This window comes from Mesorhizobium sp. C268A (assembly GCF_040324475.1).
Taxonomy (GTDB): Bacteria; Pseudomonadota; Alphaproteobacteria; order Rhizobiales; family Rhizobiaceae; genus Mesorhizobium.
This window is the reverse complement of sequence record NZ_JAMYVX010000001.1, coordinates 4,739,495-4,765,429: the sequence shown is the minus strand read 5'-3', so window position 1 is coordinate 4,765,429 and position 25,935 is coordinate 4,739,495. Positions and strand designations below refer to the sequence as shown.

The window sequence follows — 25,935 nt, the reverse complement described above, 5'->3', positions numbered from 1 at the left end:
GATAAGGCCGAAGATGACCCCGCCGACCGCGCGCTTGATCCGCCCGAACCACGAGACGGATGTGACTTCCCGAAATGAATCGCTCATCGTTTCCCCCGAAACAAAGTTATCCCAAAATTACAACGCGGCCGGCGGCTGCGCGTTTAGCCCGTCAATCGGCGTGGATCTGCGCGCCGCAGTCCCTATCGCCTGTACAGGAATGCACCGCCCGTGTCGTGCCGCCATCGCCGACCCGCCATGGCGATGCGGAGAGCGGCGCCTGGCGATTGCCCCCGAGAAGATCGAGCGCCCGCATCGCCGTCTCTTCACCAGCCTCGTCACGCTTGACGATCTCGACGTCCTTGAAACCGAGAGCGGCAAGCTGCGGCATCACCACATCGGGGTCGCCCGCCACCACGATCAGCGACGGATCGAGCGACGCCAGGGCCAGCGCCTGTTTCTGAACCGCATCGAGCGTCAGCTTTGTGCGCGCCGCCATGCGGGTTTGCTGGTCCTCCAGCGTCGATCCGCTGCCGACCGCGCCAATCAGCGAGGAGAACAGACCAGCCGACGTCTCGGTCGATCCAGCCAGCGCCCGGCGATAGACAGTCACTGTGCGGTCGACCTCGTCCTGCGCCACCGGCAAGGTGGTCAGGCCGGCAAATCCTTTCAGGATTTCGGTAATCGCCGGCCCGGTGTTGGCGCGCTCGACGGTGGTTGCCACGACCAATCCCGAGCCGGCCTTCATCGGGCTCATCAGATAGCTCGACACGCCATAGGAGTAGCCCTTCTCCTCGCGGATCACCGAATTCAGCCGGCTGGAGAAATCGGCGCCAAGCAGGTTGGAGACCGCGGTCGATTCGGCGCGCTCGCTCTCGTCGGTGCCGGGCGCCGGCCGCGCCACGAACAGCGCCGACTGGCTGGCGCCGGGTTCGGGCACCAGCAGCACTTTCTGTCCCCCGTTGAAATGCGCCGCCGGCGACGGCTCGACGGCATAGCCGGCGGTGCCGCTTGTCCACGCGCCGAATGCTTTTTCAAGGCTGGCGGCGACGGTCGCGACCGGCATCGGGCCGACGCTGTAGAAGGTCACCGCCTTCGGCGTGAACTCCGCCTTGAATGCGTCCCTCGCCTCGTCGAGCGAGATCGAGGCCAGCGCCTTTGCCGACCAGTCCACCGCTGCCTTGCCCGGCACCTGCGGGATCAGCGTCGCCTTTGCCATGCGGCCGGCAACGCCGGGCAGATCCGCCTCGCGGCCGTTTAGCCAGTCGACTGTCTGCGCCATCAGCACCGTCCATTCGGTCTTGTCGAAACGAGGCTTCAGCACCGCGTCGGCGAGCAGGCCAATACCCTGGTCGAGCTTTTCCGGCGGCACGCCAAGCGTCATCATCGTGGTCAGCGTTCCGGCCTGGTGGCCGACGCCGGCGCCGATGTCGCTGGCCACCTTGGCGAAATCAGCCGAGCCGCGATCGGCGGCCCCGCGTGTCGCCATGCTTGCTGCAAGCTCCAGCAATCCCTCCTTGCCTTCCGGCACGCTGTTCCAGCCGCCGGCGGCACTGGCCGCGACATACACCATCGGCGCTTCCGGCATTGTGTAGTGGACGAGTTTGATGCCATTCGAGAGCGTCGCCGTTTCCATGGCGGGCAGTGTTGCCGAAGGCGCTTGCCCGGCCGCATGCTTCGGAATGTCGATCGCCGGTCGCTCCGGCGCGGTGAACGGCTGCGGTGTGCCGGACGAGCCGATCAGTGCATCGGGATAGCCGCCGCGCGGGCCGGGCTTCAGCATCAGCACGCTGGCATCTTCCGGTTTCAACAGCCGCTTCATCGTTGCCTCGACATCCGCCACGCTGGCGTTCTTCACCCGCGGGTCGTCGACCAGCGCGCTCTGCGCATCGCCGAGCACGTCGGCATTGTAGGAGACGACGCCGGCGCGATCCTTCAATGCTTCGCTGCCGAGCCGCGCTGCCTGCAAGATGCCGGTGCGCGCACGCTCGACATCGACCGGATCGAGCGGGGTCTTCAGGAAATCCGCAAACGCCGTTTTCATCGCGCTTTCCAGCGCTTCCGGCGCCACATCTTCGGCGGCACCCGCCTCGAAGGTAAAGCGGCCACCGAGCAGACCGCCGGTCCAGCTCGCGCTGGCATAGGTGGCAATGCCCAACTGCGAAACCAGCCGGTTGCGCAAAAAACCATATTCGCCGTTGCCGAGCAGTTCGGCGGCAATGCTGAGCGCACCATTGTCGGGCGACTGCGCCACCGGGCCACTGAAGCCGACCACGACGATGGGGCTTGGCACGCGATCCTCGAGCACCAGCTTGAGCCGGGCCTGCGTCGGTTCCGGCACGGCGGGCCGCGCCACATCGGCGCCGCGCGCCACGCGGCCGAACGTGTCGGCAATCAGCGCCTTGGTGTCGTCGATCTCCAAGTCGCCGACCAGCACCAACACCGCATTGTTGGGCAGATAGTAGCTGTTGAAGAAACCCCTGACATCGTCGAGCGTCGCCGCATCGAGATCGGCGACCGAGCCGATGACCATGCGGCTATAGGGATGCGGCTTCGGGAACAGCCCGGACCAGAAAGCTTCCCAGCCGGATGCGCCGGCCTTGTCGAGCACGTTCTGGCGCATCTCGTTCTTGACCACCGAGCGCTGCAGATCGAGCTTGGCCTGAGTCACCGAGCGGCCGAGATTGGCCATGCGGTCGGCCTCCAGCGACAAGATCATCGGCAGTGACGACGACAGCCCGTCGACGTAATAAACCGTGCCGTCTTCGGTGGTCCAGGCATTGATCTCGTTGCCGAGCGCGGCGTGCGCGCCGAACACGTTCGGCCAGGCCGGCGTGCCGGAAAACATCAGATGTTCGAACAGATGCGCAAAGCCCGAGCGTCCCGCGGGTTCATTCATCGACCCGACGCGGTAGCGCAGGTTCATCACCACCTTCGGCACGCGATGGTCGGGCACCAGCACCACCTGCAGCCCGTTGTCGAGCGCATAGGTAACGGTCGGCTCAGCCTTGGCGGGCGCTGCCATGCCGGCAAGAACCGCAAGCACCACCGTGAACGCCAGGAAAACCTGCTTCATCATGACCCCCGATGCTGATGGCCGCGAGCAAGCGCCGCCGTATGACCGAAGGGATGCCCACCCCTGCCGGCTGCCGAGACCCTATCGGAATCGATCGGCCCTCGATACGGCAGTATCGCAACACCCTCTGGCTTTTTCGTGTCGGCGTTTCAGGCCTTTTGCGGCGGAAAAGGCCGCGAAAGCCGCCCCTGAGTCGCTTGAGTCCAATAATATTGATTTTGTCAAATCGCGTTTGATGTCGGATTCATCTGCGGGTAGATTAGACCCGAATCAGCCGGTCCTTGGGGGGCGCGGCGACCACCCAAAGTCTCAAGTTCCGGCCAATGACCGGCACCAGACGCGGACGGCTTCGCGTTCCCTGAATGGATTCGGCGATCAGCGCGACCGCCGCGCCGTGTGAGTGCTTCGTAAACGTGATGCGTCTTCAAGTTCGGCCGCTGCTAACCCCAGCGTCCGGGCTCAAGAAAAGACTCCGGCCATGACATACAACCAAAGCATCCAATGAGCAGTTCCGCCGCGCTTCTCCAATCCGATACGTTAGGCTCGCGCCTCGAATCGCGCGGCGATCTCACCTCCTTTTTCATGCAGCTTGCCGCCGAGATCGGCGCCGACAGCTACATGCTCGTCGCCATCGTCCACGACCAGGATCGCAACGACGCCCGCATCGTCTCATCCAACTGGATCTTCGACGCCATTGAACTGATCGGCAAGCGGCTGATCGCCGGCCTTGCCCAGGGACCGCTGACCGTTGCACCTGGCATCCGCCCGAGGCCACTGGTCGCCGCCGCGGCACCCGACGCCGGCGGACTGCTCACAGGCGAAGAGGCGCGCCTGCTCGACGTGCTTGGACATGCCGAAGTCTATTCACTGCGGCTCAATGTCGGCCGCCAGCGGCTGTTTGCGCTTTTCTCGGCGGCCGAGGCCGGCAGTATCGACCAGCCGGCGCTGATGAAGGCTCAGTTGAAGTGCTGTTACGCGCTGTCCGCCATCCCGCAATTGATCGCCGCCGTCGCCATGCAGGACCCGCTGTCCGACCGCGAGCGCGAATGCCTGTTCTGGGTGTCTGAAGGCAAAACCACCGATGAGGTCGCAGTGATCCTCGGGGTCTCGTCCAACACCGTCAACAGCTACATCACCCACGCCATCCAGAAATTCGCGGCGTCGAACCGCGCGATGGCCATCGCCACGGCGATCAGGAGCGGCATCATTTGAAACATGCTGACATCAAGGCGGCGGCCGAAGCCCTTTTCAACGAGCAGCGCAATCCGTTCGGCGCCTTCTCCATCGGTTCCGAGACGCACCATGCCGTTACCATCCCGGACGCGGTGCGCCGCTGCCGCTGGATCGCCGTCGACATCAACGCGTCGGCGTTTGGCCTCTATTTCGTCAGCCCCTCGCCGGAACGGGCGCGCCTGGTGCCGAGCTTCGATTCCGACTATCCCGCCACCGCGGTGACAACCAAATTCATTGCCGGCGCCAACGGTGAGGAGATGGTTCGCCACAGCGGCGCCTCGACAGCGCCGCGCTGGTGGGCCGATGACGGCATCGCCGGCTCGGACGCCGTCTTCAAGAACCTCGCCTGGGCGGAGCGGACGGAGCCGCTGGCGCCGGGCACCAACGGCATTGGCTTTCCCGTCCATGCCGATCGCGGCCATTGCGGGCTGGTGGTGTTCCTCGGCTCGACGATCGCTTTGCCGGAGGACACGCTCTACGAAATCCACGCCCGCTGTTTTTCGCTGTTCGCCGCCGTCGCCCGCATTCGTCCGAACGATGCCGGCCGGATGCGGTCGATCTCCAAGCGTGAACTGGAGTGCCTGAAGCTGACCGCCAACGGCAACACCAGCGAAGAGATCGCCAGGCTGTTGAAGCTGTCGGTCCACACCGCCAACCAGTATCTCACCCAGTCGACGCAGAAGCTCAACGCGGTCAACCGCAACCAGGCGGTGGCCAAGGCGCTGCGGCTGGGGCTGATCGAGTGATCGCGTCTGGCAGTTGGAGTAAGACAAAAGATCAGCGATAGGCGAGCGGCTCGGTCCTGCGGATTCGCGCCTCTTCGATCACCGTCTCCAGCAAAGCGGTGTTGTGCTCGGGGTCTTCCCCGGGCTTTTCGAACGACACATAGTTGACCGCGACCGAAGACCTCTCCTCGCTCAGCGTCAGCTGGAAATAGACGGTGACGCCCGGCGGCCGAAGCTCGAGATCGAGCACGATGCGCGGGCTGCCGCTCCAGTCGACATGTGCCTCTCCGCCATGGCCGAGCCTGAGCGTGCCTGGGAGGAAAAAAAGCTCCACAGCCGAATCCACCAGATCCGACAGGCAAGCGAAATGCTCGAGCCGGATGAAGGCGATGTAGTCGGCGACGTCGATCAGCCGCAACTCGTCGACCACCTGCTCGATGGCCTTGGCGACGATGAGTTCGCGGGATTTTGCGTGCGGTTGGCGGTTCATGAAATTTGTCTCCGCTCAGCCTTTTTGGAGTAGACGATCCGCACCAGTTCGGCGACGGCCTGGTAGAATTGCGACGGGATCACGCTATCAACCGAAACTTGCTTGTACATGGAGCGGGCGAGCGCCACGTCCTCGAAAATCGGGATGTTGTGCTCCTTGGCAATCTCGCGAATCTTGAGCGCCACAAGGTCCTGGCCCTTGGCCAGCACCAGGGGCGCTGAATCCTCGTCGCGAACATATCTGAGCGCGATGGAAAAGTGCGTCGGATTGGCGATGATCAGCGTCGCGCGAGGCACGGCCGTCATCATCCGCTTGCGCGCCCGGTCGCGCGCCAGCGAGCGCAGCCGCGACTTGATGATCGGGTCGCCCTCGGACTGCTTGAACTCGTCCTTGACCTCCTGCTTGGTCATCCGCAGATCCTGCTTCCAGTGGAAGCGCGACCAGACGACGTCGATCGCCGCGATCAGCCCCATGACGAAGACGATCGCCACCAATATGTCGACGGTGATGCTTTTGATGACGAGGCCGAAAGCGACGGGGTTGGTGATCATGCCGGCCAGGAGCTGGCGGTAGTCCTGCGATAGCGTGAAGTAGAGCACGATGCTGGCGAAGCCGAGCTTGCCCAGCGATTTCAGGAACTCGACCCAGCCCTGAATGCCGAACATCCTGGTCCAGCCTTTGGCTATCGAGATGCGCGACAGTTGCGGCCGGATCCGCTCGCCGACGACTTGCGGCATGTTCTGCAGCACCGAGGCGCCGATGCCGGCCACCACCAGCAGCACAAGCAGGCTGACGACGGCGTTGCCTATTTCCATCATCACGGTCTTGTAGAGCGCGATGACGTCGGTTTCGGTGTCCATCGGCCACGCCTCGGGCTTCTCAAGGAACATCGACAGGAACATGCCGAGATTGACGACCGCGTCCTTGGCATAGAAGACGGTGAACACCAGTATAGCGATGAAGGACGCCAGAAGTGCGGCCTCCCTGGAATGGGGCAGCTTGCCCTGTTCGATGGTGTCGCGGATCTTCTTTTCGGTCGCGTCTTCGGTTTTGGAGTCTTTGTCCGCCGCTTCAGCCATTCAGCGCTCGGCGTTAAGCCGCTTCGCTCTGCTGCGATGAGGGCAGTTCGAAAGCCCCCTCGCGCGAAAGCCGGATTGTCGCCACCGCGATGTTCTTGCGCGCCGTCATGATGTCGGCAAGCTGAATGCCTTCCGAGCCCTGTCCGAGCTCGGACTCGATCATGCGCCGCGACCGTGCGCCGATCGCCGACAGCACCGACTCCGTCAATGCGGGCGCCGCACCGCGCAGCGCCAGCGTGATCAGTTCGGTCGACAGCCCGTCGAACAGAAGTACCCTCGCCTTCTGCGTCAAAAGCGGCAGATCGTCGAAGGCAAACAACCTGGAGCGGACACCGCCGAGGTCCGGCGTGCCGGCCTCTTCCAGATCCTGCATGACCTCTTCCAACTGAGGCTTGTCCATCTCGTTGAGCATACTGGCGACGCGCGCCTGTCCCGCCGAGATATCCTTGGTCGCGGTCTGCGCCAGCACGCTGGCGCGCAGCTGGTTCTCGATGATCCTGGTGGCCGCGTCCGGAATGGTCGCCATCGTCACCATGCGCTTGATGATCTCGCTGCGCATCGGCTTTTCCATGGTCAGCAAAATGTTGGCGGCGGCTTGCGGCGCAAGCTTCGACAGCACCATGGCCGCGGTCTGGGGATGCTCGGCGGCAAGGAATGTGCCCAGACGCGTCGGTTCGAGCTTTTCCAGCTCCGGCCAGATCGGCGGTGGCCCTTCCGGCGCAACCTCGAAGCGCTTGTCGCCCATGATGGCGCTCATCTCTTCGGGCGACAGCGATTCATTGAGGATCGTGTCCATCCGGTCGGCGGAATCGAGCAGGCCCGCACCTTCGGTGAACTCGGCCTCGAATTCGGCGACGATGCGTTCGAGGTCGCTTTGCGGAATGGTGCGCAGCAGCCGCGCCCCTTCGATCAGTGCCTTCAGTTCTTCTTGCTTGAAGAATTTCAGCAGCCGGCTGGCCGAAGGCTTGCCCATCGCCACCAGGATGGCGGCGGCCTTTTGCGGGCGCGTGAGCGTCACCGGCGTCGTCATGGCATAAGCTCCGATCGCTGCTGAGACCGCATGTCGTCTAATCCTCAGGCGCTCTTGGCGGCAGCGATGATTTCGGTCAACCTGATGCCAAAGCGCGACGGATCGCTTTCCAGCACGGTGATTTCGCCGCGCGCGATCTTGCGGCCGTTGACCACGACATCGACCGGTTCGCCGATGCGCCGGTTGAGCGCCACCGTCGAGCCCTTCTGCAGCGCCATCAGGTCCGACACCGGCATTTCCGTACTGCCGAGGATGATCTGCACATCGACCGGGATGCTCATGATGATGTTCGAATTGGCGCCGGACGTGGCAGCCCGCAAGGCGGCGTCGGGGCGCTTTTCCTCCTCCTGGAGGACACCGCGCAATTCCTCGATGGCGCGGTCGAGCTGTTCGTCCGGCTGGTCGATATTGGCTTCCACCTTGGTCTTGGCCATCAGTCGTCTCCAAATGCTTGAGCTTGCCCGGCGTCAGCCCGGCATGAGCCCGTCGATAAAATCCTGACCGGCATCGTAAGGATGCCTGATCCGGACGGTGTAGTTCTGCCCGAGTTTGCCGAACTCGCAGACAAACAGCGTCTTGTCGCGCGCGCTCAGCTTGGCGTGCGACTGCGCGGTTTCCTCGAACTCGATGACCTGGCCCGGCTCGAAACCGGCGAGATCGCCGAGCGTCAGGCGGGCCAGCGGCATGGTCGCTTCGAGCGTCACCGTCGAGCGCATGACCTCTTCGGAAAAACGTGCCCGCCAGTCGGAGGTCGTGCCTTCGCTGTCGTGGACATCGGCGATACCGCGTGTGGCCAGCAGGATGCGCTGCGGGATCATCACCGTGACCGTTCCGCTGTCGGTCGGCGTCGAGATGCCGAAGACGATGCGCACCGCCGCGCCATCGCGCAGCACGCGGCGCTTGGCTTCGCTGCCCGAAAGCGCCCGCGGCACCGGCAGCCGCAGCTCGAGCGAGCGCCGGCCTGATCCGTTCAACGCCTGCGCAACTTCCTGGAAGACCGTGGTCGCAACATCGGTCTCGATCTGCGACAGAGCGCGCTCGATCGGCGAAACCGGCTGATCCGGATCGCCGCCGAACAGCGCGCACACCATCACGGCGATGGCCGGCGCATCTGCCACCAGCGTCATCGCATCCGAAGACGTCGGCGATGCTATGATGGCCATGGCAAAGGCATCGCCGGCATTCGTGCGGGCATCGGGAACACGGCTGATCTCGACCGCGCGCAGGTCGACGGTGACCGGTGCGCCGAGTTCGCCGGCCAGGCTCTTCTGCAGCAGCGGCAGGGCGCGCTCGCCCATCGAGCGCCCGGTGCCGATGACATGAGCGGCCTCACCGCTGTCACCGACCAGACGCTCAATGATCAGCGAGCGGGCTTGCGAGGGGCTGCCAGGACTTGTCATGACGGCGTGCGGTCCTGTCTGTCGTCATGCATGGCTCAAGCCGCTTTCTTCTCGGCGGAAGCTGTGTTCATCGTGCTTTGCTCGACGGCATCGATCGTCGGCCGCTCATAGGACGAGATGGTCTTGCGACCGAACTCGATGGCCACCTGCGGCAGGGCGCCGTTCATGTAGGCAAGCAGCGTCTGCTTGACGATGATATAGAGGCGGTTCTTCTTCTCGCGCACCGTCTTGATCTTGGTGGCGACCGGCCCGACCACCGCATAGGACAGGAAGATGCCGAGGAAGGTTCCGACAAGGGCAGCGCCGATCAGGCCGCCGAGGATTTCGGGCGACTGGTCGAGCGCGCCCATCGCCTTGACCACGCCGAGCACGGCGGCGACGATGCCGAGCGCCGGCAGACCATCGCCCACCGCCACAAGCGCGTGGTAAGCCTTCATCTTGTCGGACTTGATGGTCTGGATTTCCTCGTCCATCAGCGCCTCGATCTCATGCGAGCGGGCATTGCCGATGATGATGATGCGGCAGTAGTCGCAGATGAAATTCGTCAGATCGTGATTCTTGAGCACGGTCGGGAATGCCTGGAAGATCGCCGATTCCTCCGGATTGTCGATATGTGCCTCGACCTCGCTGCGCGACTTCGAGCGCAGTTCGCGCATCAGGCTGTGCAGCACGCCCAACGTCTCCAGATAGTCGCGCTCCCTCGGCACCGCCTGCTTGAACGCTTCGAGGATACCCCTGCCGGTGTCCTTGACCGTCTTCATCGGGTTGGCGACGAGAAAGGTTCCAAGTGCGGCGCCACAGATGACCACCGCTTCCCAAGGCTGCATCAGCACATGCAGATGGCCGCCCATCGCCATGAAGCCGCCGAGAACACAGCCGAGCGTCACCACAAGTCCGATCAGAATGCCCACGCCAGATCCTTCCGCATCACGTCAGGCCTAACCGATAGCCCCCGTGCCTTGTGTGAGGCTTGAATCATGCAAGGTGAGGCGATTCAGCCTCGCGCAAGCAAGTCCGCATAGTCTTGCTTTTGAAGCTGCGACCGGAGGCATGTCGTGTTGAGCACTTTTACCAGCTACCAGCTCATCGCCAGGGACATCCCCAAGGCGATCGACCGCATCGAGGCGGAGCCGATCACCAAGCGCGACACCGACTACTATCTCGCCAACATCGGCAGCGTGAAATCGATCGACGATTTCGTCAAGAAAGACCGGCTGTTCAAATATGCCATGAAAGCCTTCGGTCTCGGCGACATGGCTTACGCCAAGGCCTTCATGGTCAAAGCGCTGAAGGAAGGGGTGTCGGATTCCGACAGCTTCGCCAACAAACTGAGCGACAAGCGTTATGCCGAGTTCGTGTCGGCCTTCAATTTCGCCGCACTTGGCGCTAATGCCACGAGCTACAATTCGGCACAGCAGGGCGTGACCAACAATTATGGTCTCCAGGTCTCGGTCGGCCCTTCGCAGAACGGCTTCACCTACTACAAGGGCGAAACCTCGTACTACCTGAGCAACATTTCCAACGTAAAATCGATCGACGACCTGATGGGCAACGATCGCCTGCTCACCTATGCGATGGCCGCCTTCGGCCTCGACGCCGACGCCGAGCCGGCTGCGACCGTGCGGGCCATGCTGGAAGGCGGCGTCACCGACCCGAACAGCCCCGCAAACACGTCGACAAACAAGGGCTATGCGGCTTTCGTCGCGGCTTTCGACTTTGCCCAATATGGCGCCCAGGCTACGGCGCGCGACGCCGTCCAGCAGGCGGTCCCAAAAGCTGTGGTCGGCGGGACCGGGCTGCTGCTGGTCAAGCCGACCGCGCAATACATCAAGGGCGAGGCCGACCACTACGCGGCAAACATCTCCAAGGTGAAGTCCATCGAAGACCTGCTGAAGGACAAGCGCTTGCTGACCTTCGCCATGGCAGCCTATGGGCTGGATGCATCGACCCAGACGACGAAGCAGATCCGCACCATGGTCAATGGCGGCGTCACCGATCCGTTGAGCCCCGCCAATTTGTTGACCGACAAAAGCTACGCCAACTTCGTCACGGCCTTCAATTTCGCCCAGTATGGTGATCAGACGACCACCCGCGACGCCGTGCTGAAGACGACGCTGAAGCTGTACACGACCGAGTCCAGCCTTGGATTGATCAAGCCGAATGCGGACGCTGTCCAGGCCGAGACCAGCTATTACCTCGCCAACATCACCAAGGTGAAATCCGTCGACGATCTGATGGCCGACAGCCGCCTCTACAACTATGCGCTGTCCGCAAGCGGGCTCGATCCGGCGACCACCAACAAGGATCTCGTCCGTGATGTCCTTGAGGGCGGTGTCCGCGATCCCGCCAGTGTCGCCAACAAGCTCTCCAACAAGGCCTATGCCAGGCTCGCCACCTCGTTGAATTTCGAGGCCTACGGCGAAGCGGCAACGACCCGCAGCCCGTCGCAGCAGCCGGTGGTCGACAAATACATGCGCCAGACCCTGGAAGAAGACGCCGGCAAGACCAATGAGGGCGTGCGGTTGGCGCTCTATTTCGAGCGCAAGGCCTCGACCATCACCAACTGGTACGACGTGCTGGCCGACACGGCCCTGGCCAGCGTGGTACGCACCGCACTCGGCCTGCCTGATTCCTTCGCCGTGGCCGACATCGACAAGCAGGCGCAGGCCTTCGAGGCAAAACTCGACCTCACCGATTTTACCGACCCGACCAAGCTCGAGAAATTCCTCACCCGCTTCACCAGCCTTTGGGAAATCAATCATCCGACCTCGACCGCTCAGACATCGGTCGGTGTGCTGTTTGCGCAGCCGACCACCGTCGGCATCTCGACCGATCTGATGATGGCCATGCAGAAACTGAGATTCTGAGAACACCATGCAGGACAGCCTTTACGTCGCCCTCTCCTCGCAGATCGCGCTTGAGCGCCGTCTCGACACCATCGCCGATAATGTCGCCAACGCCTCGACCATCGGCTTTCGCGCCACCGGCGTGAAGTTCGAGGATGTCGTCTCCGGCACAGGTCCCAAATCCGTGTCCTTCGCGTCCTCCGGCAAGACCTATTTGTCCGGCGCCCATGGCGCGATGACGCAGACCGGCAACCCGTTCGACTTCGCCGTCCAGGGCGATGCCTGGTTCGGCATCGACACTCCGGCCGGCACCGTGATGACGCGCGACGGACGCTTCTCGATGAACGAGAATGGCGAACTGATGTCGCTCGAGGGCCATCCGGTGCTGGATGCCGGCGGCGCGCCGATCCAGCTCGACCCGCGCGACGGTCCGCCCAAGGCGGGCGCCGACGGCTCGCTGCGCCAGGGCGACAAGCTTGTCGGCGCCATCGGCCTGTTCAATTTCGACCCCGGTCCGAACTTCGTCCGCTACGGCAATTCTGGCATCGTGCCCGCGCGTGCGCCCGAGCCGGTCACCGACCGTTCCGATCTTGGCGTCGCGCAAGGCTATGTCGAGGAATCCAACGTCAATCCGGTGCTGGAGATGACGCGCCTGATCATGGTCCAGCGCGCTTTCGAGAACACGGCGGCGCTGATGCGCCAGACCGATGCCTCGACCGATGACGCCATCAAGACGCTCGGCTCCAAGTCGTAGCAGCATGTCGAGCAGCAAATCATCGATACGCGCGCTTGAACGGCAACCCGAGACAGCACCGGAAAACCGGCTAGCTGCGCTGGAGCGTATCTGGCGCCGATTCGATGACACAGAGACGTTGCTGCGGCGCGGCGGCCGTGTTTCAGAGGTTTCACCGACGCATTACAAGGTGCGCGGCCTGTCCGAAGTCGCTAGGCTTGGCGACCTCGTCGAGCAGCGCGGCAATGCCGGAACGCGCCGCGGGGAGATCGTCAGGATCGGCCGCGACGAAGTCGTCATCGCTCCCTTCGAACGCAGCGCCGACGCAGGCATTGGCGACGCCGTGTTTCGCCGCGGCCCGCTGACGGTAACGCCGCATGCCTCGTGGCGCGGGCGTGCCATCGACGCGCTGACTCGCGTCATCGATGGCGGCCCGCCGCTGATCAGGGTCGGCGAGGCAGCAAGCGGCGACGGCACGACGCCCGGCGCGATGGCGCGGCAGCGCGTCGGCACCGCCTTCACGACCGGGGTCAAGGTCATCGACATCTTCACGCCGCTCTGCCTCGGCCAGCGCCTCGGTGTCTTTGCCGGTTCCGGCGTCGGCAAGTCGACGCTGCTCGCCATGCTGGCCGGCGCCGACGCCTTCGACACCGTGGTCGTGGCGCTGATCGGCGAGCGCAGCCGCGAGGTACGCGAATTCCTCGAAGACACGATCGGCGCAGAGAGCATGGCCAAGACGGTCGCCGTCGTCGCCACCAGCGACGAGAGCGCCATGATGCGCCGGCGCGCGCCGGATACCGCCATGCGCGTTGCCGAACATTTTCGCGACCAGGGCCATCGCGTGCTGCTGGTGCTGGATTCGATTACCCGCTTTGCCCATGCGCTGCGCGAGGTGGCGACCGGCACCGGCGAGCCGCCGGTCGCCCGCGGCTATCCCGCTTCGGTTTTCACCGACTTGCCCAAGCTGCTCGAACGCGCTGGCCCGGGCGCTGAAGGCCCCGGTATCAAAGGACAGGGATCGATCACTGCCATCATCTCGGTGCTGGTCGACGGCGACGACCACAACGACCCGGTCGCCGATTCGGTACGCGGCATCCTCGACGGCCATGTCGTGCTCGACCGCGCCATTGCCGAACAGGGCCGCTACCCCCCGGTCAATCCGCTGTCGTCGATCTCGCGCCTCGCCGACAAGGCATGGAGCCCCGAGCAACGCATGCTGGTGACCAGGCTGAAATCGATGATCTCGCGCTTCGAGGACACCCGCGACATCCGCCTGCTCGGTGCCTATCAGGGCGGCGCCGATGCCGAGCTCGATATTGCCGTGCGCCAGGTGCCGCTGATCTACGAGGCGCTGACGCAGTCGCCCAGGGATCGCGCCTCGAGCGACGCATTCTCCGACCTCGCCCGTCATCTGAAAGGCAAGCAAAGTGTCGATGCAGGAGACTGAGCTTCAGTACACCGAGCGGCTTTTGCGCGAGATGATCGCAGAGGCCAGTGCCGCCGAGGAAGCCCGGGCCAACGAAGCGAGAGCTGTCAGGGCAAAGGCCGATCTCGACAAGGCCGCCAAGGCTGAGGCCATTCTGGCCAGGGCCGCCAGGCCATTCTTGCCCAGGGTAGCCAGCGTAGTCGAGTCCACTGTGCCTCGCTTGGCCGAGCCTGCCTTGCCCAGCGTCGTCAAGCCTGAATTGCCAAGGACCCCTCGCGCCGGCCCCAAAGAAGCGATCGAGACCAGTCGTGACTCGCTTCTCGACGGGCTGTTCCCGGTCACCGAATGGCCGCAGCCGCCAAGGCCGCAATATCCCAGGCTCGACAAGAAATCCGACCGCCGCAGCGATATCGTCTTTGCCGCGCTCGGCATCACGCTTGGCCTGATCTGCGCGCTGTTTCCCTGGTATATCTTCTTCAATCAGGACCAGTTCGGCGTGCAGGCGATCAAGTTCGGCGGCAGCGGCACCAATGCCGGGCGGGTCAGCGGCGGCTCGCAGATGGAGAACAGCGGTCAGCCGCTGACGGCAAACGATGTTCCCGATGTCGACCTGTTCGCCACCGGCACGCTGCAGGACCCCGAGGACAAGACCCGGCCTCCCGGCGTCGACGAGCAGCCCTTCCCGGCGGATCCCAAATTTCGCATGGTTCATGTCGCCAATGGCCGCGCCATGATCGAGGACGATGCCGGCCTGTGGATTGTCCAGCGCGGCTCGAAGCTGCCCGACTCCAGCGTCGTCTCGTCGATCGAGCAACGCGGCGGCAAGTGGGTCATGGTCACCAGCACCGACCAGGTGATCGAACTCTCCAAATAGCGGCACACCGGCTTACGCCTGGCCCGCGCAAGGTCCGCGCAAGACTGGCAGCCTAGTCTTGTACGTACCAGCCTGGAGATCCCCATGGAGCCCATCAACCTTTTCGATCTCGCCGCCAAGCAGTCGCAATGGCTGTCGGTGCGCCAGTCCGCAATTGCCGGCAACATCGCCAACGTCAACACGCCCGGCTACACCGCCGGCGATGTCGAGCCGTTCGAGAAGGTGCTCGACCGCACGGCAGTGTCGCTGACCGCCACCCAGGCAGGCCACCTCGGCACTGCCGCCACTAATGCCGGCTTCACGGTCAAGCCAGAAGAGACGACCGGCGCCATCATGCCCTCGAAGAACACGGTGGTGGTCGAGAACGAACTGATGAAGGCCGGCGAGGTCCGCCGCTCCTTCGAGCTCAACACCGCGATCGTCAAGGCCTTCCATTCGATGATGATGATGGCGGTGAAGAGCTGACAATGGACGCCTTGACCTCAGCCCTCAAGATCGCCGCGTCCGGCCTCAGCGCCCAGTCTGACCGTTTGCGCGTCGTTTCGGAAAATCTCGCCAACGCGCAGTCGACCGGCAACACCCCGGGCGCTGACCCCTATCGCCGCAAGACCATCAGTTTCGTCTCGGAACTCGACCGTGCCTCGGGTGGCACGACAGTTGAGGTCAACTCCATCGACCGCGACCCCAGCGACTTTCCCGTCGAATTCCAGCCCGGCAACGAGGCCGCCGACGACAAGGGCTACGTCAAGATGCCCAATGTAAACGTGCTGGTCGAGATGGCCGACATGAGCGAGGCCAACCGCTCCTACGAAGCCAACCTTCAGGTCATCAAGCAGGCGCGTGATCTGATCTCCATGACCATCGACCTGATGAGGAACCAGTAATGATCAGCGGCATTGGCGGTATCGGATCGCTTCCCCTCAAGCCGGAGATCGGTGGCGCCGATACCACGACCGACCTGTTCCAGGGCACCAGGGCGCCGATGGCCGGCAGCGAAATCGGCACCACCTTCGCCGAAGCGCTGAGCCAGGCTGCTTCAAAGACCGTCAACACCTTGCAGAATGCCGAGCAGGTGTCGATCCAGGCGCTGAGGGGCGACGCCGACACCCGCCAGGTCGTCGACGCCGTCATGAGCGCCCAGCAGGCCCTGCAGACCACGATCGCCATTCGCGACAAGGTCGTCTCCGCCTATCTCGAAATCAGCCGTATGGGCATCTGAGGAGAACTTGCCGTGAAAGCACTCGCCATCGCAGCGACCGGCATGAATGCCCAGCAGACAAATCTGGAAGTCATCGCCAACAACATCGCCAACATCAACACCACCGGCTACAAGCGCGCGCGCGCCGAATTCTCCGACCTGCTCTACCAGGTCGACCGCACGCAGGGCGTGCCCAACCGCTCCAATTCATCGCTTGTGCCGGAAGGCGTGTCGATCGGCCTCGGCGTCAAGACGACGGCGGTGCGCAACGTCCATACGCAGGGCGAACTGACCTCGACCGGCAACAGTTTCGACATGGCGCTGACGGGCCGCGGCTGGTTCCAGATCGAGGGCGGCGACGGCGGCACGCTCTACAGCCGCGCCGGCGCCTTCAACACCAACGCCACCGGCCAGCTGGTGACCGTCGACGGCGCCAATGTCATCCCGGCCATCACCGTGCCGACCGATGCCATCGAAGTTGTCGTCAACAAGACCGGCCAGGTCTTTGCCCGCATCGACGGCCAGACCGACCTCCAGCTGCTGGGCCAGCTGCAGCTCGCCAACTTTGCCAATGAAGCCGGCCTGGCGCCGCTCGGCGACAATCTGTTCCAGGAGACGCCGGCCTCCGGCCCGGCCAATGTCGGCGTGCCCGGCGATCCCGGCTTCGCCTCGGTCGAGCAGGGTTATCTCGAGGCCTCCAACGTCGATCCGGTCAAGGAAATCACCGAGCTGATCTCGGCGCAGCGCGCCTATGAGATGAACTCCAAGGTCATCCAGGCCGCCGACGACATGGCGTCGGTCGTGTCCAAGAACATCAGGTAAGGTTTGATGGTCTCTCCGGCCTCCCGCTCCGCGCTTTGCCGCACCGCGCTGATGCTCGCGCTGGTAGCCGGCGGTGTCCCGGCGTTTGCGCAGGAAGCGGCAAATCAGGAGACCACCACCCAGGTCGCAAGCAGTCAGGCAACCGGCGAGATCGTGCTGATCCCCAACCGGGTCATCTATCCCGGCGAGATGATCGACACCGGCGCGCTGAAACCGGTGACGCTGCTCCCCGGCAAGCACAGGCCAGATGCGGTCGCCACGCGGGCCATGGAACTCCAGGGCAAGGTCGCCAAGCGCACGCTGCTGCCCGGCCGCTATATCCCGGTCGCCGCCATCCGCGACGCCTGGCTGGTCGAACAGGGCGCCGACGTGCAGGTCTATTTCATCGCCGGCGACCTCACCATTTCGGCCACGGCGGTGTCGCTGCAGGCGGGTGCCGCCGGCGATTTGATAAAGGTCCGCAACACCGACAGCGGCAAGATCTTTTCCGGCACGGTGATGGCTGACGGCACCATCCGGGTCAGCGCGTCATGAGACGCGGAGCTGCCCTTCTGCTCGCGGCCGTTGTCGGCCTGCAGCCGGCGCTGGCCGACGGTCTTACGCCGAAGCAAAAGCGCGATCTTGCCGGCCAGAATGGCGGCGCCTTTGTCGATCCCGAATACGATCCGGCCACCACCAACCGCATGTTCAGGGTCTCCAACGGCCCAAGCTCTCTGCCACCCGGCCAGGTCGCATCGCGCATCAAGGACATTGCGCAGCTGCAGGCTTCGCGCGACAACCAGCTCGTCGGCTACGGCCTCGTCATCGGCCTCGCCGGATCGGGCGACAGCCTGCGCAATTCGCCCTTCACCGAACAGTCGATCCGCGCCATGCTCGAAAATCTCGGCATCGCCACCGAAGGCGGCAGCGCGCGGGCCAAGAACGTCGCCGCCGTCATCGTCACCGCCAACATGCCGCCTTACGTGCAGTCGGGCGCCCGCATCGACATCGACGTCTCCTCCATGGGCGACGCCACATCGCTTGCCGGCGGCACGCTGATAATGACGCCACTGAAGGCGGCCGATGGCGAGATCTATGCTGTCGGGCAAGGCTCGGTCATCGTTTCCGGCTTCACTGCCCAAGGCGATGCCGAAAAGCTGACGCAGGGCGTGCCGACGGCCGGCCGCGTGCCCAACGGCGCCATCGTCGAGCGCACTGTGCGCGCCGAATTCGAGGACCAGGCGCTGCTCACCTTGCAATTGCGCAACCCCGATTTCTCCACTGCCGTCCGCATCGCCGACGCCATCAACGGCTACACCTCGCAACGCTTCGGCATGCGCGTGGCGGCGGAGCGCGATGCACGCACCGTGCAGATCAGGCGGCCGAAGAATGTTTCGGCGGCGCGCTTCTACGCCGAGATCGAGAATTTGGTGGTCGAGACAGACACGCCGGCACGCGTCGTCATAGACGAACGCACCGGCACCATCGTCATCGGCAACGAGGTCAAGATCTCGCGGGTGGCGATCAGCCACGGCACGCTCACCGTGCGGATCACCGAGCAGCCGAAGATCGTCCAGCCCGAACCGTTCTCCAAGGGCGTGACAGCGGAGGAACCGTTCACCACCATCGACGCCACGCGGCCTGACGCCCGCGTCAATGTGCTCGACGGACCGAACCTCGAAACGCTGGTGTCGGGCCTCAACCGTCTCGGCGTCAAGCCGGACGGCATCATTGCCATTTTGCAAGGCATCAAGTCGGCCGGCGCTTTGCAGGCCGATCTGGTTCTCCAATAGGCCATGCCGATGATCGATTTCTTTTCCCAAAAGCAGCACCGCCGCAGCGCAGCCTTGGCAGCTTGCGTCATCGCCGCCACCGTCCTTGCCGGCGGCACTGTCCGCGCGGAAGAAGCGGTGCGGCAGGTTCTGCCTGGCGGGCAACAGCCGGCGGCAGTGCAGCAGCTGGTCCGCGAGAAGGTGCCCGATGAAAGCGAGATCCAGCGCTTCTGCTCCAACATCGCCGACGCCGCCCGCGACCGCCGTTACGCGCTGCAGGCCGAAGAGCTGAAGCAGCTGCAGGCCGGCATCGACCTGCGCATGAAGGCGCTGGACGACAAGCGCGCCGAATACGAGCAATGGCTGAAACGGCGTGAAGTCTTCCTGGCCCGCGCCGAGGATGGCGTCGTCAAGATCTATGCCGGCATGAAACCGGATGCCGCGGCCGAGCGCCTGGCCATGGTCAACGCCGATCTCGCCGCCGCCATCCTGATGAAACTCGATTCGCGCAAGGCCGGCGTCATTCTCAACGAGATGGACCAGAAGGCAGCGGCCACACTCACCGGCATCATGGCCAGCGCGGCCCGAAGGGTAGATCCGTCATGAAGTCGCATATTCTCGCCCTGGTCGCCACGGCTTCACTTGCCGGCTGCGCCTCCGACCCCAGGGAGATCGGCAGGGAGCCGGCGCTGTCGCCGGTCGGCACCGGCATTACCGGCAGCGTCAATGCGCCCTACTCCTATCCCGAAACGCCAGCCGCGCCGGTGAAGAAATTCTCGCTGTGGGACGACCGCCAGAGCCGGCTGTTCACCGACCCGCGCGCGCTGCGCGACGGCGACATCCTGACCGTCAGGATCAAGCTCAACGACAAGGCCAACTTCAAGAACCAGAACGATCGCAGCCGCACCGCCGGGCGCAAGCTCGGCTATGACGTCAACCTCGGATGGGAAGGTGCCACCACCAGCGGCAAGGGCGACGCGGGGCTGAGCTCCACCACCGAAACCAATGCGGACGGCGAAATCAAGCGCTCGGAGAACCTCGAGCTCAACGTCGCCGCCGTCGTCACCGAAGTCCTGCCCAACGGCAATCTGATGATCCGGGGCTCACAGGAGGTGCGCGTCAATTACGAGCTCAGAGTGCTGACCATCGCCGGCATGGTGCGTCCATCCGATATCGGCGCTGAAAACACCATCTCTTATGAACGCATCGCCGAGGCGCGCATCTCCTATGGCGGCCGCGGCCGCGTCAGCGAAATCCAGCAGCCCGCTTACGGTCAGCAGATCCTCGACCAAGTCCTCCCCTTTTAGGACTGGAGAACGGCGCCGTGGCAAATGTCGAACAGGTTCAGCAAAAAAGGGCCCGTCGCTTGTCATCCAGCTTGCGATGCTGCTGGCGGTGACGGGCGCCGCGATCGGCATGGGCTGGATGTCCGGCGGCTATCTGAAGGGCGTCGGGGGACCGGTGCCTGTGCCGCCGCACCGGAGAACCAGTCCAATGCCGAGCAACCGAGCAAGGCGGCCGAACATGCTCCCGGCACCGGGCCGACGCTTGTCCAGCTGGCGCCGATCACCACCAATCTGGCTTCGCCTGCTGACACCTGGATAAGGCTGGAAGCGTCGGTGGTCTACGATGCGCCGCAGCCGCCGGAACTTACCGAAAGCATTCACCAGGACCTGCTTGCCATGGTCCGCACCCTGAAGATGCATCAGATCGAAGGCGCCAGCGGCTACCAGCATTTGAAAGCCGACCTCGAGGAGCGCGCCGCAATCCGCAGCGGTGGCCATGCCAAACAGGTTCTGATCAGGACATTGCTGCTCGAATGAGAAAACTCGTCCTCGCCGCCGCGATCGTCGTCGCCGCCACCTCTGTCGCCGCCGCCCAGCAGCTCGATCTCGGCGGCATCGGCAAGGCCGACGGCGCCACCGTCGGCTATATCATCCAGATGTTCGGTCTGATCACCGTGCTGTCGGTGGCGCCGGGCCTGTTGATCATGGTGACGAGCTTCACCCGCTTCGTCATCGCCTTCTCGATCCTGCGCGCCGGCATCGGCCTGCAGTCGACGCCGGCCAATCTGATCCTGATCTCGCTGTCGCTGTTCATGACCTTCTACGTCATGGCGCCGACCTTCGACCAGGCCTGGAACACCGGCGTCAAGCCGCTGATGGACAACCAGATCAGCCAGACCGAGGCGTTCGAAAAGATTTCGGACCCGTTCCGCACCTTCATGCTGCACAATGTCCGCGACAAGGACTTCGACCTGTTCGCCGATCTCGCCCGCGAACGCGGCCAGGTCGTTGCCAGGGACACCGTCGACCTGCGCATCCTGGTGCCGGCCTTCATGATCTCCGAAATCCGCCGCGGCTTCGAGATCGGCTTCCTGATCGTGCTGCCGTTCCTCGTCATCGACCTGATCGTCGCCACCATCACCATGGCCATGGGCATGATGATGCTGCCGCCGACCGTCGTTTCGCTGCCCTTCAAGATCCTGTTCTTCGTCCTCATCGACGGCTGGAACCTGCTTGTCGGCAGCCTGGTGCGCTCCTTCACCTGACCGTCCGCGCGCCCTTGGCGCCTTGCTAAAATTTTATGCAATATATTTCCGGTTAACCGTCCCGTTTAGCCCTTTGGTAGGGACTTGCCCGCATATTGCTCGCAGATGGCGGGTGATCGGGTCTCACGATCATTGGCATGATGCCGCTCCGTCATACCGGAAAAGCCGGTATGTCAAAAACACCCTGTAAAAATCAAGGTACGAGTAGCCATGTCCAGTATCATGACGAACGCCTCGGCGCTGACCGCGCTGCAGAGCCTGAACAACACCAACAAATCCCTCGAGCAGACGCAGGCCCGCATCTCGACCGGCTACCGCGTTGCCACCGCTTCCGACAACGCCGCTTACTGGTCGATCGCGACCTCGATGAAGTCCGACAACAAGGCCAACTCGGCCGTGCAGGACGCCCTCGGCCTCGGCGCCGGCAAGGTTGACACCGCCTACACCGCCATCAACGACGTCAAGGACCAGGTCGACCTGATCAAGACCAAGCTGGTCACTGCCCGCAGCGCCTCGAAGGAAGACCAGCAGAAGATCGCGACCGAAATCAACGCCATCCAGGCGCAGATCAAGTCCTCGGTCGCCAACGCCAACTTCGCCGGCTCGAACCTGCTGCAGAACGACGCTGCCGCTGCGTCCGACCTGAAGATCGTTGCCGCTTACAACCGTACCGGCGCGACCGTCACCATAGACACCATCGACGTCAAGGCTGCCGATACGCAGGTTCTCGATGTCGCCGGCACGGGCGGCATCGTCGGTGGCCTGCTCGCCGCGGCCTTCTTCGACCCCAGCACCACGGCGGTTACCCCCGCCGCCATCGACACCGCGCTCGGCACTGTTGAAACGGCGCTTGCCAAGCTGTCCACCGGCGCTGCCTCGCTCGGCGCTGCCAAGTCGCGCATCGACACCCAGAAGAGCTTCCTGTCGAACCTGTCGGACTCGATCGACAAGGGCGTCGGCGCTCTGGTCGACGCAGACATGAACAAGGAATCGACCCGTCTGCAGGCCCTCCAGGTCCAGCAGCAGCTCGGCATCCAGGCGCTGTCGATCGCCAACGGCAACTCGCAGTCGATCCTGTCGCTCTTCCGCGGCTGATCTCTCGACTTTACGACTGTCACCATCCGTCGGGCCGCGCCAACAGCGCGGCCCGATTTCTTTTTGCGGCTGTTGATTTTCTTCCTAAATGGCGGCCGATTTTTGCTTCTGGCCAGCGCCCTGAATGGCTTGGTTTAACAGGCCATTAACCATATCCCGGTAGTCATGGTTAACCATCCATGGCGGGCAGACCATACGGTCGATGGGCTTATGCCTACCCCCTTGATGAAGTTGATCCGGCGTGTGCGGGACACGCCAGTGTTTGAAAAGGGGTAAATATCTTGGCTAGCATCATGACGAACGCTTCGGCTCTGACCGCGCTGCAGAGCCTGAACAACACCAACAAGCAGCTTGAAACCACTCAGTCGCGCATTTCGACCGGCTACCGCGTCGCCACCGCCAGCGACAACGCCGCCTACTGGTCGATCGCCACCACGATGAAGTCCGACAACAAGGCGCTTTCGGCCGTTCAGGACGCGCTTGGCCTCGGCGCCGGCAAGGTCGACACCGCCTACACCGCCATCACCGACATCAAGGACCAGGTCGACCTGATCAAGGCCAAGCTGGTCACTGCGCGCAGCGCCAGCAAGGACGACCAGCAGAAGATCGCGACCGAAATCAAGGCCATCCAGGACCAGATCAAGTCGTCGGTCACCAACGCCTCCTATGCCGGCTCGAACCTGCTGCAGAACGACGCTGCCGCGACCTCCGACCTGAAGATCGTCGCGTCCTATAACCGCACCGGCACGACCGTCGCCATCGACACCATCGACGTCAAGGCGGCCGACACGCAGGTTCTCGATCTTCCTGGCACTGGCGGCATCGTCGGCGCTCTGCTGGCGACGACCTTCTTCGATCCCAGCACCACCCAGGTCCTCCCGGCGGCCATCGACACCGCACTCGGCGCTGTTGAAACGGCGCTTGCCAAGCTGTCCACGGGTGCCGCCTATCTCGGCGCCGCCAAGTCGCGCATCGACACCCAGAAGAGCTTCCTGTCGAACCTCTCGGACTCCATCGACAAGGGCGTCGGCGCGCTGGTCGACGCCGACATGAACAAGGAATCCACGCGGCTGCAGGCCCTCCAGGTCCAGCAGCAGCTCGGCATCCAGTCGCTGTCGATCGCCAACGGCAACTCGCAGTCGATCCTGGCGCTGTTCAAGCAGTAAGCCTGACCCGGCTTTCTCTTCCTTGAATAGGCCGCGCCAACAGCGCGGCCCTTTCCTGTATGGGTGTGTTTTGACGCATGTCGTTGACCCGGAACCGCTGCACACTTCCGGGCGACATGCTCTATCATCTTCGCACAAGCTTCGCGGTCTAGTGTTCCCACGGAATATCATGCTGGGAGCGCTTGAATCGTGCCGCAACAGATCCAGAGCATCATCTCGAATCTCAGGGCATTTGGCGTCAGGCGCCTTGCCATGCTGGCCGGCATTGCCGCATTGGTGATGGCCGTCATCGGCATCGGCTCGGTCTATCTCAACCGCCCGGCCTATGAGACGCTCTATGTCGGGCTCGATCGCTCCGACGTGAACCAGATCGGCCTGGTGCTCGGCGAAGCCGGCATCGGCTTCGACGTCGGCTCCGACGGCACCTCCGTGCTGGTGCCGGCCGGCACCACCGCGCAGGCGCGCATGCTGCTCGCCGAAAAGGGCCTGCCGACCAGCGCCAATGCCGGCTACGAACTGTTCGACAATGTCGGTTCTCTTGGCCTGACCTCCTTCATGCAGCAGATCACCCGCGTGCGCGCGCTGGAAGGCGAGATCGCCCGCACCATCCAGTCGATATCCGGCATCAAGGCCGCCCGCGTTCACATCGTCATGTCCGAGCGCGCCAATTTCCGCCGCGACGAACAGCAACCCTCCGCCTCGGTGGTCATCCGCTATTCCGGCATCGACGCCGAAAAGAGCGCCATGTCGATCCGCCATCTCGTCGCCGCCGCCGTGCCGGGCCTGTCGGCCGACAAGGTTACCGTGCTCGATTCCAACGGCAACCTTCTCGCCGCCGGCGACGATCCCTCCAACACAAGTGCTGCCCGCACGCTCGGCGTCGAGCAGACCGTCGAGGCGCAGATCGGCGACAACATCCGCCGCGCGCTGACGCCTTATCTCGGCCCCGACAATTTCCGCGCCAGCGTCAAGGCCGATGTCAACACCGACACCCGCCAGACCGAAGAGACGATCTTCGATCCGGAGTCACGCGTGGAGCGTTCCGTGCAGTCGGTGCGCGCCAACGAAAACAGCAATCAGAGGCAGGCCTCGACCCCGGCCACCGTCGAGCAGAACCTGCCCGAGACCCAGGCGACCAGCACCGATGGTCCGCAGACGTCATCGGAGAATGATCGCAAGGAGGAGATCACCAATTACGAGATCAACTCCAAGAAGATCGCCACAGTCTCGAACGGCTATTCCGTCACCAAGATGTCGATCGCCGTCGTCGTCAATCAGCAGCGGCTGATGACCATCCTCGGCAAGGACGCAACGCCCGAGCAGATCGCCAAGCGCGTTGCCGACATCCAGAAGATGGTGGCTTCGGCCACTGGCTTCGACGACAAGCGCGGCGACATCATCGATGTCTCGGCCGTCGAGTTCATCGACGGGCTCGACGGCGAGGCGGTCGAACAGCCGGGCATAATGGCGTCGATCGGAACCCATGCCGGTACGATGATCAACGCCGGCGCTTTCATCGTCGTGGTGTTCCTGGTCGCCTTCTTCGGCCTGAGGCCGATGGCCACCGCGCTGAGCGCGCGGCCGACGCCGGCACTTGCCGGTCCGAGCTTCGACGACGTCCAGCGTTCACTGCCGACACCCGAAGCCGCCAGCGCCGAACAGGCGCCGGCTGCCTTGCCCGGCAGCCGCCCAGGCCCGACTCCACTCGACGATCTTCGTCAGAAGATCAGGCCGGCGCCGCAGGAGCGGCTTGCCCGCATGGTCGACATCAATGAGGAGCGCACCGCGCAGATCCTGCGCAAATGGGCGGCCCAGGAAGCAGCGGTATAGACCATGGCCTCGGCAGCGCTTTTCGACCTTTTGCCGGATTTCGGCGCACGCAGCCAGCGTGCCGGCCAGCCCTCGCTCGCCGCCATGGCCGAGCCAAGGCCGGAGACGTCGGCGCCGCAGGCCGACATCGGCGCGCTGATCGCCGAAGCGGTCATCGATGCCGAAGCCGCCCTTGAAGCCCGCCTTGCCATCGCCCACCAGGCAGCGCTCGAGGCGCAGAGACAGGCCAACGCCGATGAAGCAAAGGCCTTTCTAGAAAGTTTCGGCGGCGATCTCGGCGCGGTCGTCACTGCCCGTATCGAGATCATGGAGGCCAAGGTCAGCGACCTCGTCGGCGCCACCATTGCGCGCATCATTGGCGGCCTTGTCAGCGACGATCTGCAGAAGCGTTCGCTGGAAACCCTTGCCGGCACGATCCGCGAAGCCGTCGGCGACAGCGAGGCGGTGCGCATCGCCGTGCGCGGACCGCTGTCATTGTTCGAGACGCTGAAGGCTTCGCTCGGCCCACGCGCGGCCAATCTCGATTTCGTCGAGGCGCCCGGCTTCGACCTTACCGTCGCCATTGACGAGGCGGTGTTCGAAACCCGCATTGCCGAATGGTCGGCCGCCTTGTCGGAGGCCCTGTCATGAG

The 25,935-nt window shown here is 63.8% G+C and carries 27 protein-coding genes; 20 read left to right on the top strand and 7 right to left on the bottom strand.

Going from position 1 to position 25,935, the window contains the following annotated elements:
• Positions 1-151: 151 nt before the first annotated feature.
• Positions 152-3,055, bottom strand: a complete 2,904-nt coding sequence (locus NKL06_RS23300) for a M16 family metallopeptidase (RefSeq protein WP_352580971.1) — start codon at positions 3,053-3,055, stop codon at positions 152-154.
• 501 nt (positions 3,056-3,556) lie between these two features.
• On the opposite strand from NKL06_RS23300, the gene NKL06_RS23295 reads away from it, so the two are divergent.
• Positions 3,557-4,267 (top strand): helix-turn-helix transcriptional regulator, encoded by a 711-nt coding sequence (locus NKL06_RS23295; protein ID WP_023683473.1) that lies wholly within the window; start codon positions 3,557-3,559, stop codon positions 4,265-4,267.
• The gene (locus NKL06_RS23290) at positions 4,264-5,034 is read left to right on the top strand and encodes a helix-turn-helix transcriptional regulator (protein WP_023683474.1); all 771 of its coding nucleotides are present in this window, start codon (positions 4,264-4,266) and stop codon (positions 5,032-5,034) included. Before NKL06_RS23295 ends, NKL06_RS23290 begins: the two co-directional genes overlap by 4 nt.
• Before the next feature lie 31 nt (positions 5,035-5,065).
• On the opposite strand, the gene NKL06_RS23285 is transcribed toward NKL06_RS23290, so the two are convergent.
• Genes NKL06_RS23285 through motA form a run of 6 tightly spaced genes read right to left on the bottom strand, consistent with a single transcriptional unit; the run spans position 5,066 to position 9,923 of the window.
• Positions 5,066-5,503, bottom strand: a complete 438-nt coding sequence (locus NKL06_RS23285; RefSeq protein ID WP_023671756.1) for a BspJ family T4SS effector nucleomodulin — start codon at positions 5,501-5,503, stop codon at positions 5,066-5,068.
• Positions 5,500-6,582, bottom strand: a complete 1,083-nt coding sequence (gene flhB, locus NKL06_RS23280) for a flagellar biosynthesis protein FlhB (protein WP_023691718.1) — start codon at positions 6,580-6,582, stop codon at positions 5,500-5,502. Before flhB ends, NKL06_RS23285 begins: the two co-directional genes overlap by 4 nt.
• A gap of 13 nt (positions 6,583-6,595) precedes the next feature.
• Complete coding sequence (locus NKL06_RS23275; protein WP_023683476.1) at positions 6,596-7,612, bottom strand: flagellar motor switch protein FliG; 1,017 nt, start codon at positions 7,610-7,612, stop codon at positions 6,596-6,598.
• Positions 7,613-7,656: 44 nt separating this feature from the next.
• Complete coding sequence (gene fliN / locus NKL06_RS23270) at positions 7,657-8,046, bottom strand: flagellar motor switch protein FliN (RefSeq protein WP_023671753.1); 390 nt, start codon at positions 8,044-8,046, stop codon at positions 7,657-7,659.
• Positions 8,047-8,079: 33 nt separating this feature from the next.
• Positions 8,080-9,012 (bottom strand): FliM/FliN family flagellar motor switch protein, encoded by a 933-nt coding sequence (locus NKL06_RS23265; protein ID WP_023671752.1) that lies wholly within the window; start codon positions 9,010-9,012, stop codon positions 8,080-8,082.
• 35 nt (positions 9,013-9,047) lie between these two features.
• Positions 9,048-9,923: a flagellar motor stator protein MotA gene (gene motA, locus NKL06_RS23260; protein WP_023691719.1), complete on the bottom strand. Its 876-nt coding sequence runs from the start codon at positions 9,921-9,923 to the stop codon at positions 9,048-9,050.
• A gap of 144 nt (positions 9,924-10,067) precedes the next feature.
• Here motA and NKL06_RS23255 point away from each other — a divergent pair, with 144 nt between their 5' ends.
• The 18 genes from NKL06_RS23255 to NKL06_RS23170 all read left to right on the top strand — a co-directional run bounded on the left by NKL06_RS23255 (position 10,068) and on the right by NKL06_RS23170 (position 25,934).
• Positions 10,068-11,879, top strand: coding sequence for a DUF1217 domain-containing protein (locus tag NKL06_RS23255; protein ID WP_023691720.1), 1,812 nt, complete (start codon positions 10,068-10,070; stop codon positions 11,877-11,879).
• Positions 11,880-11,886: 7 nt separating this feature from the next.
• Positions 11,887-12,612, top strand: coding sequence for a flagellar basal-body rod protein FlgF (gene flgF / locus NKL06_RS23250; RefSeq protein WP_023691721.1), 726 nt, complete (start codon positions 11,887-11,889; stop codon positions 12,610-12,612).
• Between the two features lie 4 nt (positions 12,613-12,616).
• Positions 12,617-14,038, top strand: coding sequence for a flagellar protein export ATPase FliI (fliI, locus tag NKL06_RS23245; RefSeq protein WP_023691722.1), 1,422 nt, complete (start codon positions 12,617-12,619; stop codon positions 14,036-14,038).
• Positions 14,025-14,891 (top strand): hypothetical protein, encoded by an 867-nt coding sequence (locus NKL06_RS23240; RefSeq protein ID WP_031192940.1) that lies wholly within the window; start codon positions 14,025-14,027, stop codon positions 14,889-14,891. The genes fliI and NKL06_RS23240 overlap by 14 nt, the downstream gene beginning before the upstream one ends.
• Positions 14,892-14,975: 84 nt before the next feature.
• Positions 14,976-15,356, top strand: coding sequence for a flagellar basal body rod protein FlgB (gene flgB / locus NKL06_RS23235; RefSeq protein WP_023691724.1), 381 nt, complete (start codon positions 14,976-14,978; stop codon positions 15,354-15,356).
• A gap of 2 nt (positions 15,357-15,358) precedes the next feature.
• A complete protein-coding gene (flgC, locus tag NKL06_RS23230) occupies positions 15,359-15,775 on the top strand; it encodes a flagellar basal body rod protein FlgC (protein WP_023686341.1) in 417 nt (138 codons plus the stop codon).
• On the top strand, positions 15,775-16,110 hold the full coding sequence (gene fliE / locus NKL06_RS23225; RefSeq protein ID WP_023673649.1) for a flagellar hook-basal body complex protein FliE: 336 nt from the start codon (positions 15,775-15,777) through the stop codon (positions 16,108-16,110). The genes flgC and fliE overlap by 1 nt, the downstream gene beginning before the upstream one ends.
• Positions 16,111-16,122: 12 nt before the next feature.
• On the top strand, positions 16,123-16,911 hold the full coding sequence (gene flgG, locus NKL06_RS23220) for a flagellar basal-body rod protein FlgG (RefSeq protein WP_023673650.1): 789 nt from the start codon (positions 16,123-16,125) through the stop codon (positions 16,909-16,911).
• Positions 16,912-16,917: 6 nt separating this feature from the next.
• The gene (gene flgA / locus NKL06_RS23215; protein ID WP_023691725.1) at positions 16,918-17,445 is read left to right on the top strand and encodes a flagellar basal body P-ring formation chaperone FlgA; all 528 of its coding nucleotides are present in this window, start codon (positions 16,918-16,920) and stop codon (positions 17,443-17,445) included.
• Positions 17,442-18,683: a flagellar basal body P-ring protein FlgI gene (locus tag NKL06_RS23210; protein WP_023673652.1), complete on the top strand. Its 1,242-nt coding sequence runs from the start codon at positions 17,442-17,444 to the stop codon at positions 18,681-18,683. The genes flgA and NKL06_RS23210 overlap by 4 nt, the downstream gene beginning before the upstream one ends.
• A 3-nt stretch (positions 18,684-18,686) precedes the next feature.
• On the top strand, positions 18,687-19,268 hold the full coding sequence (locus tag NKL06_RS23205) for a MotE family protein (RefSeq protein WP_027049841.1): 582 nt from the start codon (positions 18,687-18,689) through the stop codon (positions 19,266-19,268).
• The gene (gene flgH, locus NKL06_RS23200; RefSeq protein WP_023691727.1) at positions 19,265-19,969 is read left to right on the top strand and encodes a flagellar basal body L-ring protein FlgH; all 705 of its coding nucleotides are present in this window, start codon (positions 19,265-19,267) and stop codon (positions 19,967-19,969) included. Before NKL06_RS23205 ends, flgH begins: the two co-directional genes overlap by 4 nt.
• A 24-nt stretch (positions 19,970-19,993) precedes the next feature.
• Positions 19,994-20,485, top strand: a complete 492-nt coding sequence (locus NKL06_RS23195) for a flagellar basal body-associated FliL family protein (RefSeq protein ID WP_352580963.1) — start codon at positions 19,994-19,996, stop codon at positions 20,483-20,485.
• The gene (gene fliP / locus NKL06_RS23190) at positions 20,482-21,213 is read left to right on the top strand and encodes a flagellar type III secretion system pore protein FliP (RefSeq protein ID WP_023686348.1); all 732 of its coding nucleotides are present in this window, start codon (positions 20,482-20,484) and stop codon (positions 21,211-21,213) included. Before NKL06_RS23195 ends, fliP begins: the two co-directional genes overlap by 4 nt.
• Positions 21,214-21,423: 210 nt before the next feature.
• A complete protein-coding gene (locus tag NKL06_RS23185) occupies positions 21,424-22,308 on the top strand; it encodes a flagellin N-terminal helical domain-containing protein (RefSeq protein WP_023683303.1) in 885 nt (294 codons plus the stop codon).
• 281 nt (positions 22,309-22,589) lie between these two features.
• The gene (locus NKL06_RS23180; RefSeq protein ID WP_023683302.1) at positions 22,590-23,474 is read left to right on the top strand and encodes a flagellin N-terminal helical domain-containing protein; all 885 of its coding nucleotides are present in this window, start codon (positions 22,590-22,592) and stop codon (positions 23,472-23,474) included.
• Positions 23,475-23,663: 189 nt separating this feature from the next.
• Positions 23,664-25,304 (top strand): flagellar basal-body MS-ring/collar protein FliF, encoded by a 1,641-nt coding sequence (gene fliF / locus NKL06_RS23175; RefSeq protein ID WP_023686350.1) that lies wholly within the window; start codon positions 23,664-23,666, stop codon positions 25,302-25,304.
• 3 nt (positions 25,305-25,307) lie between these two features.
• On the top strand, positions 25,308-25,934 hold the full coding sequence (locus tag NKL06_RS23170) for a hypothetical protein (RefSeq protein ID WP_023686351.1): 627 nt from the start codon (positions 25,308-25,310) through the stop codon (positions 25,932-25,934).
• Position 25,935: the final 1 nt, after the last annotated feature.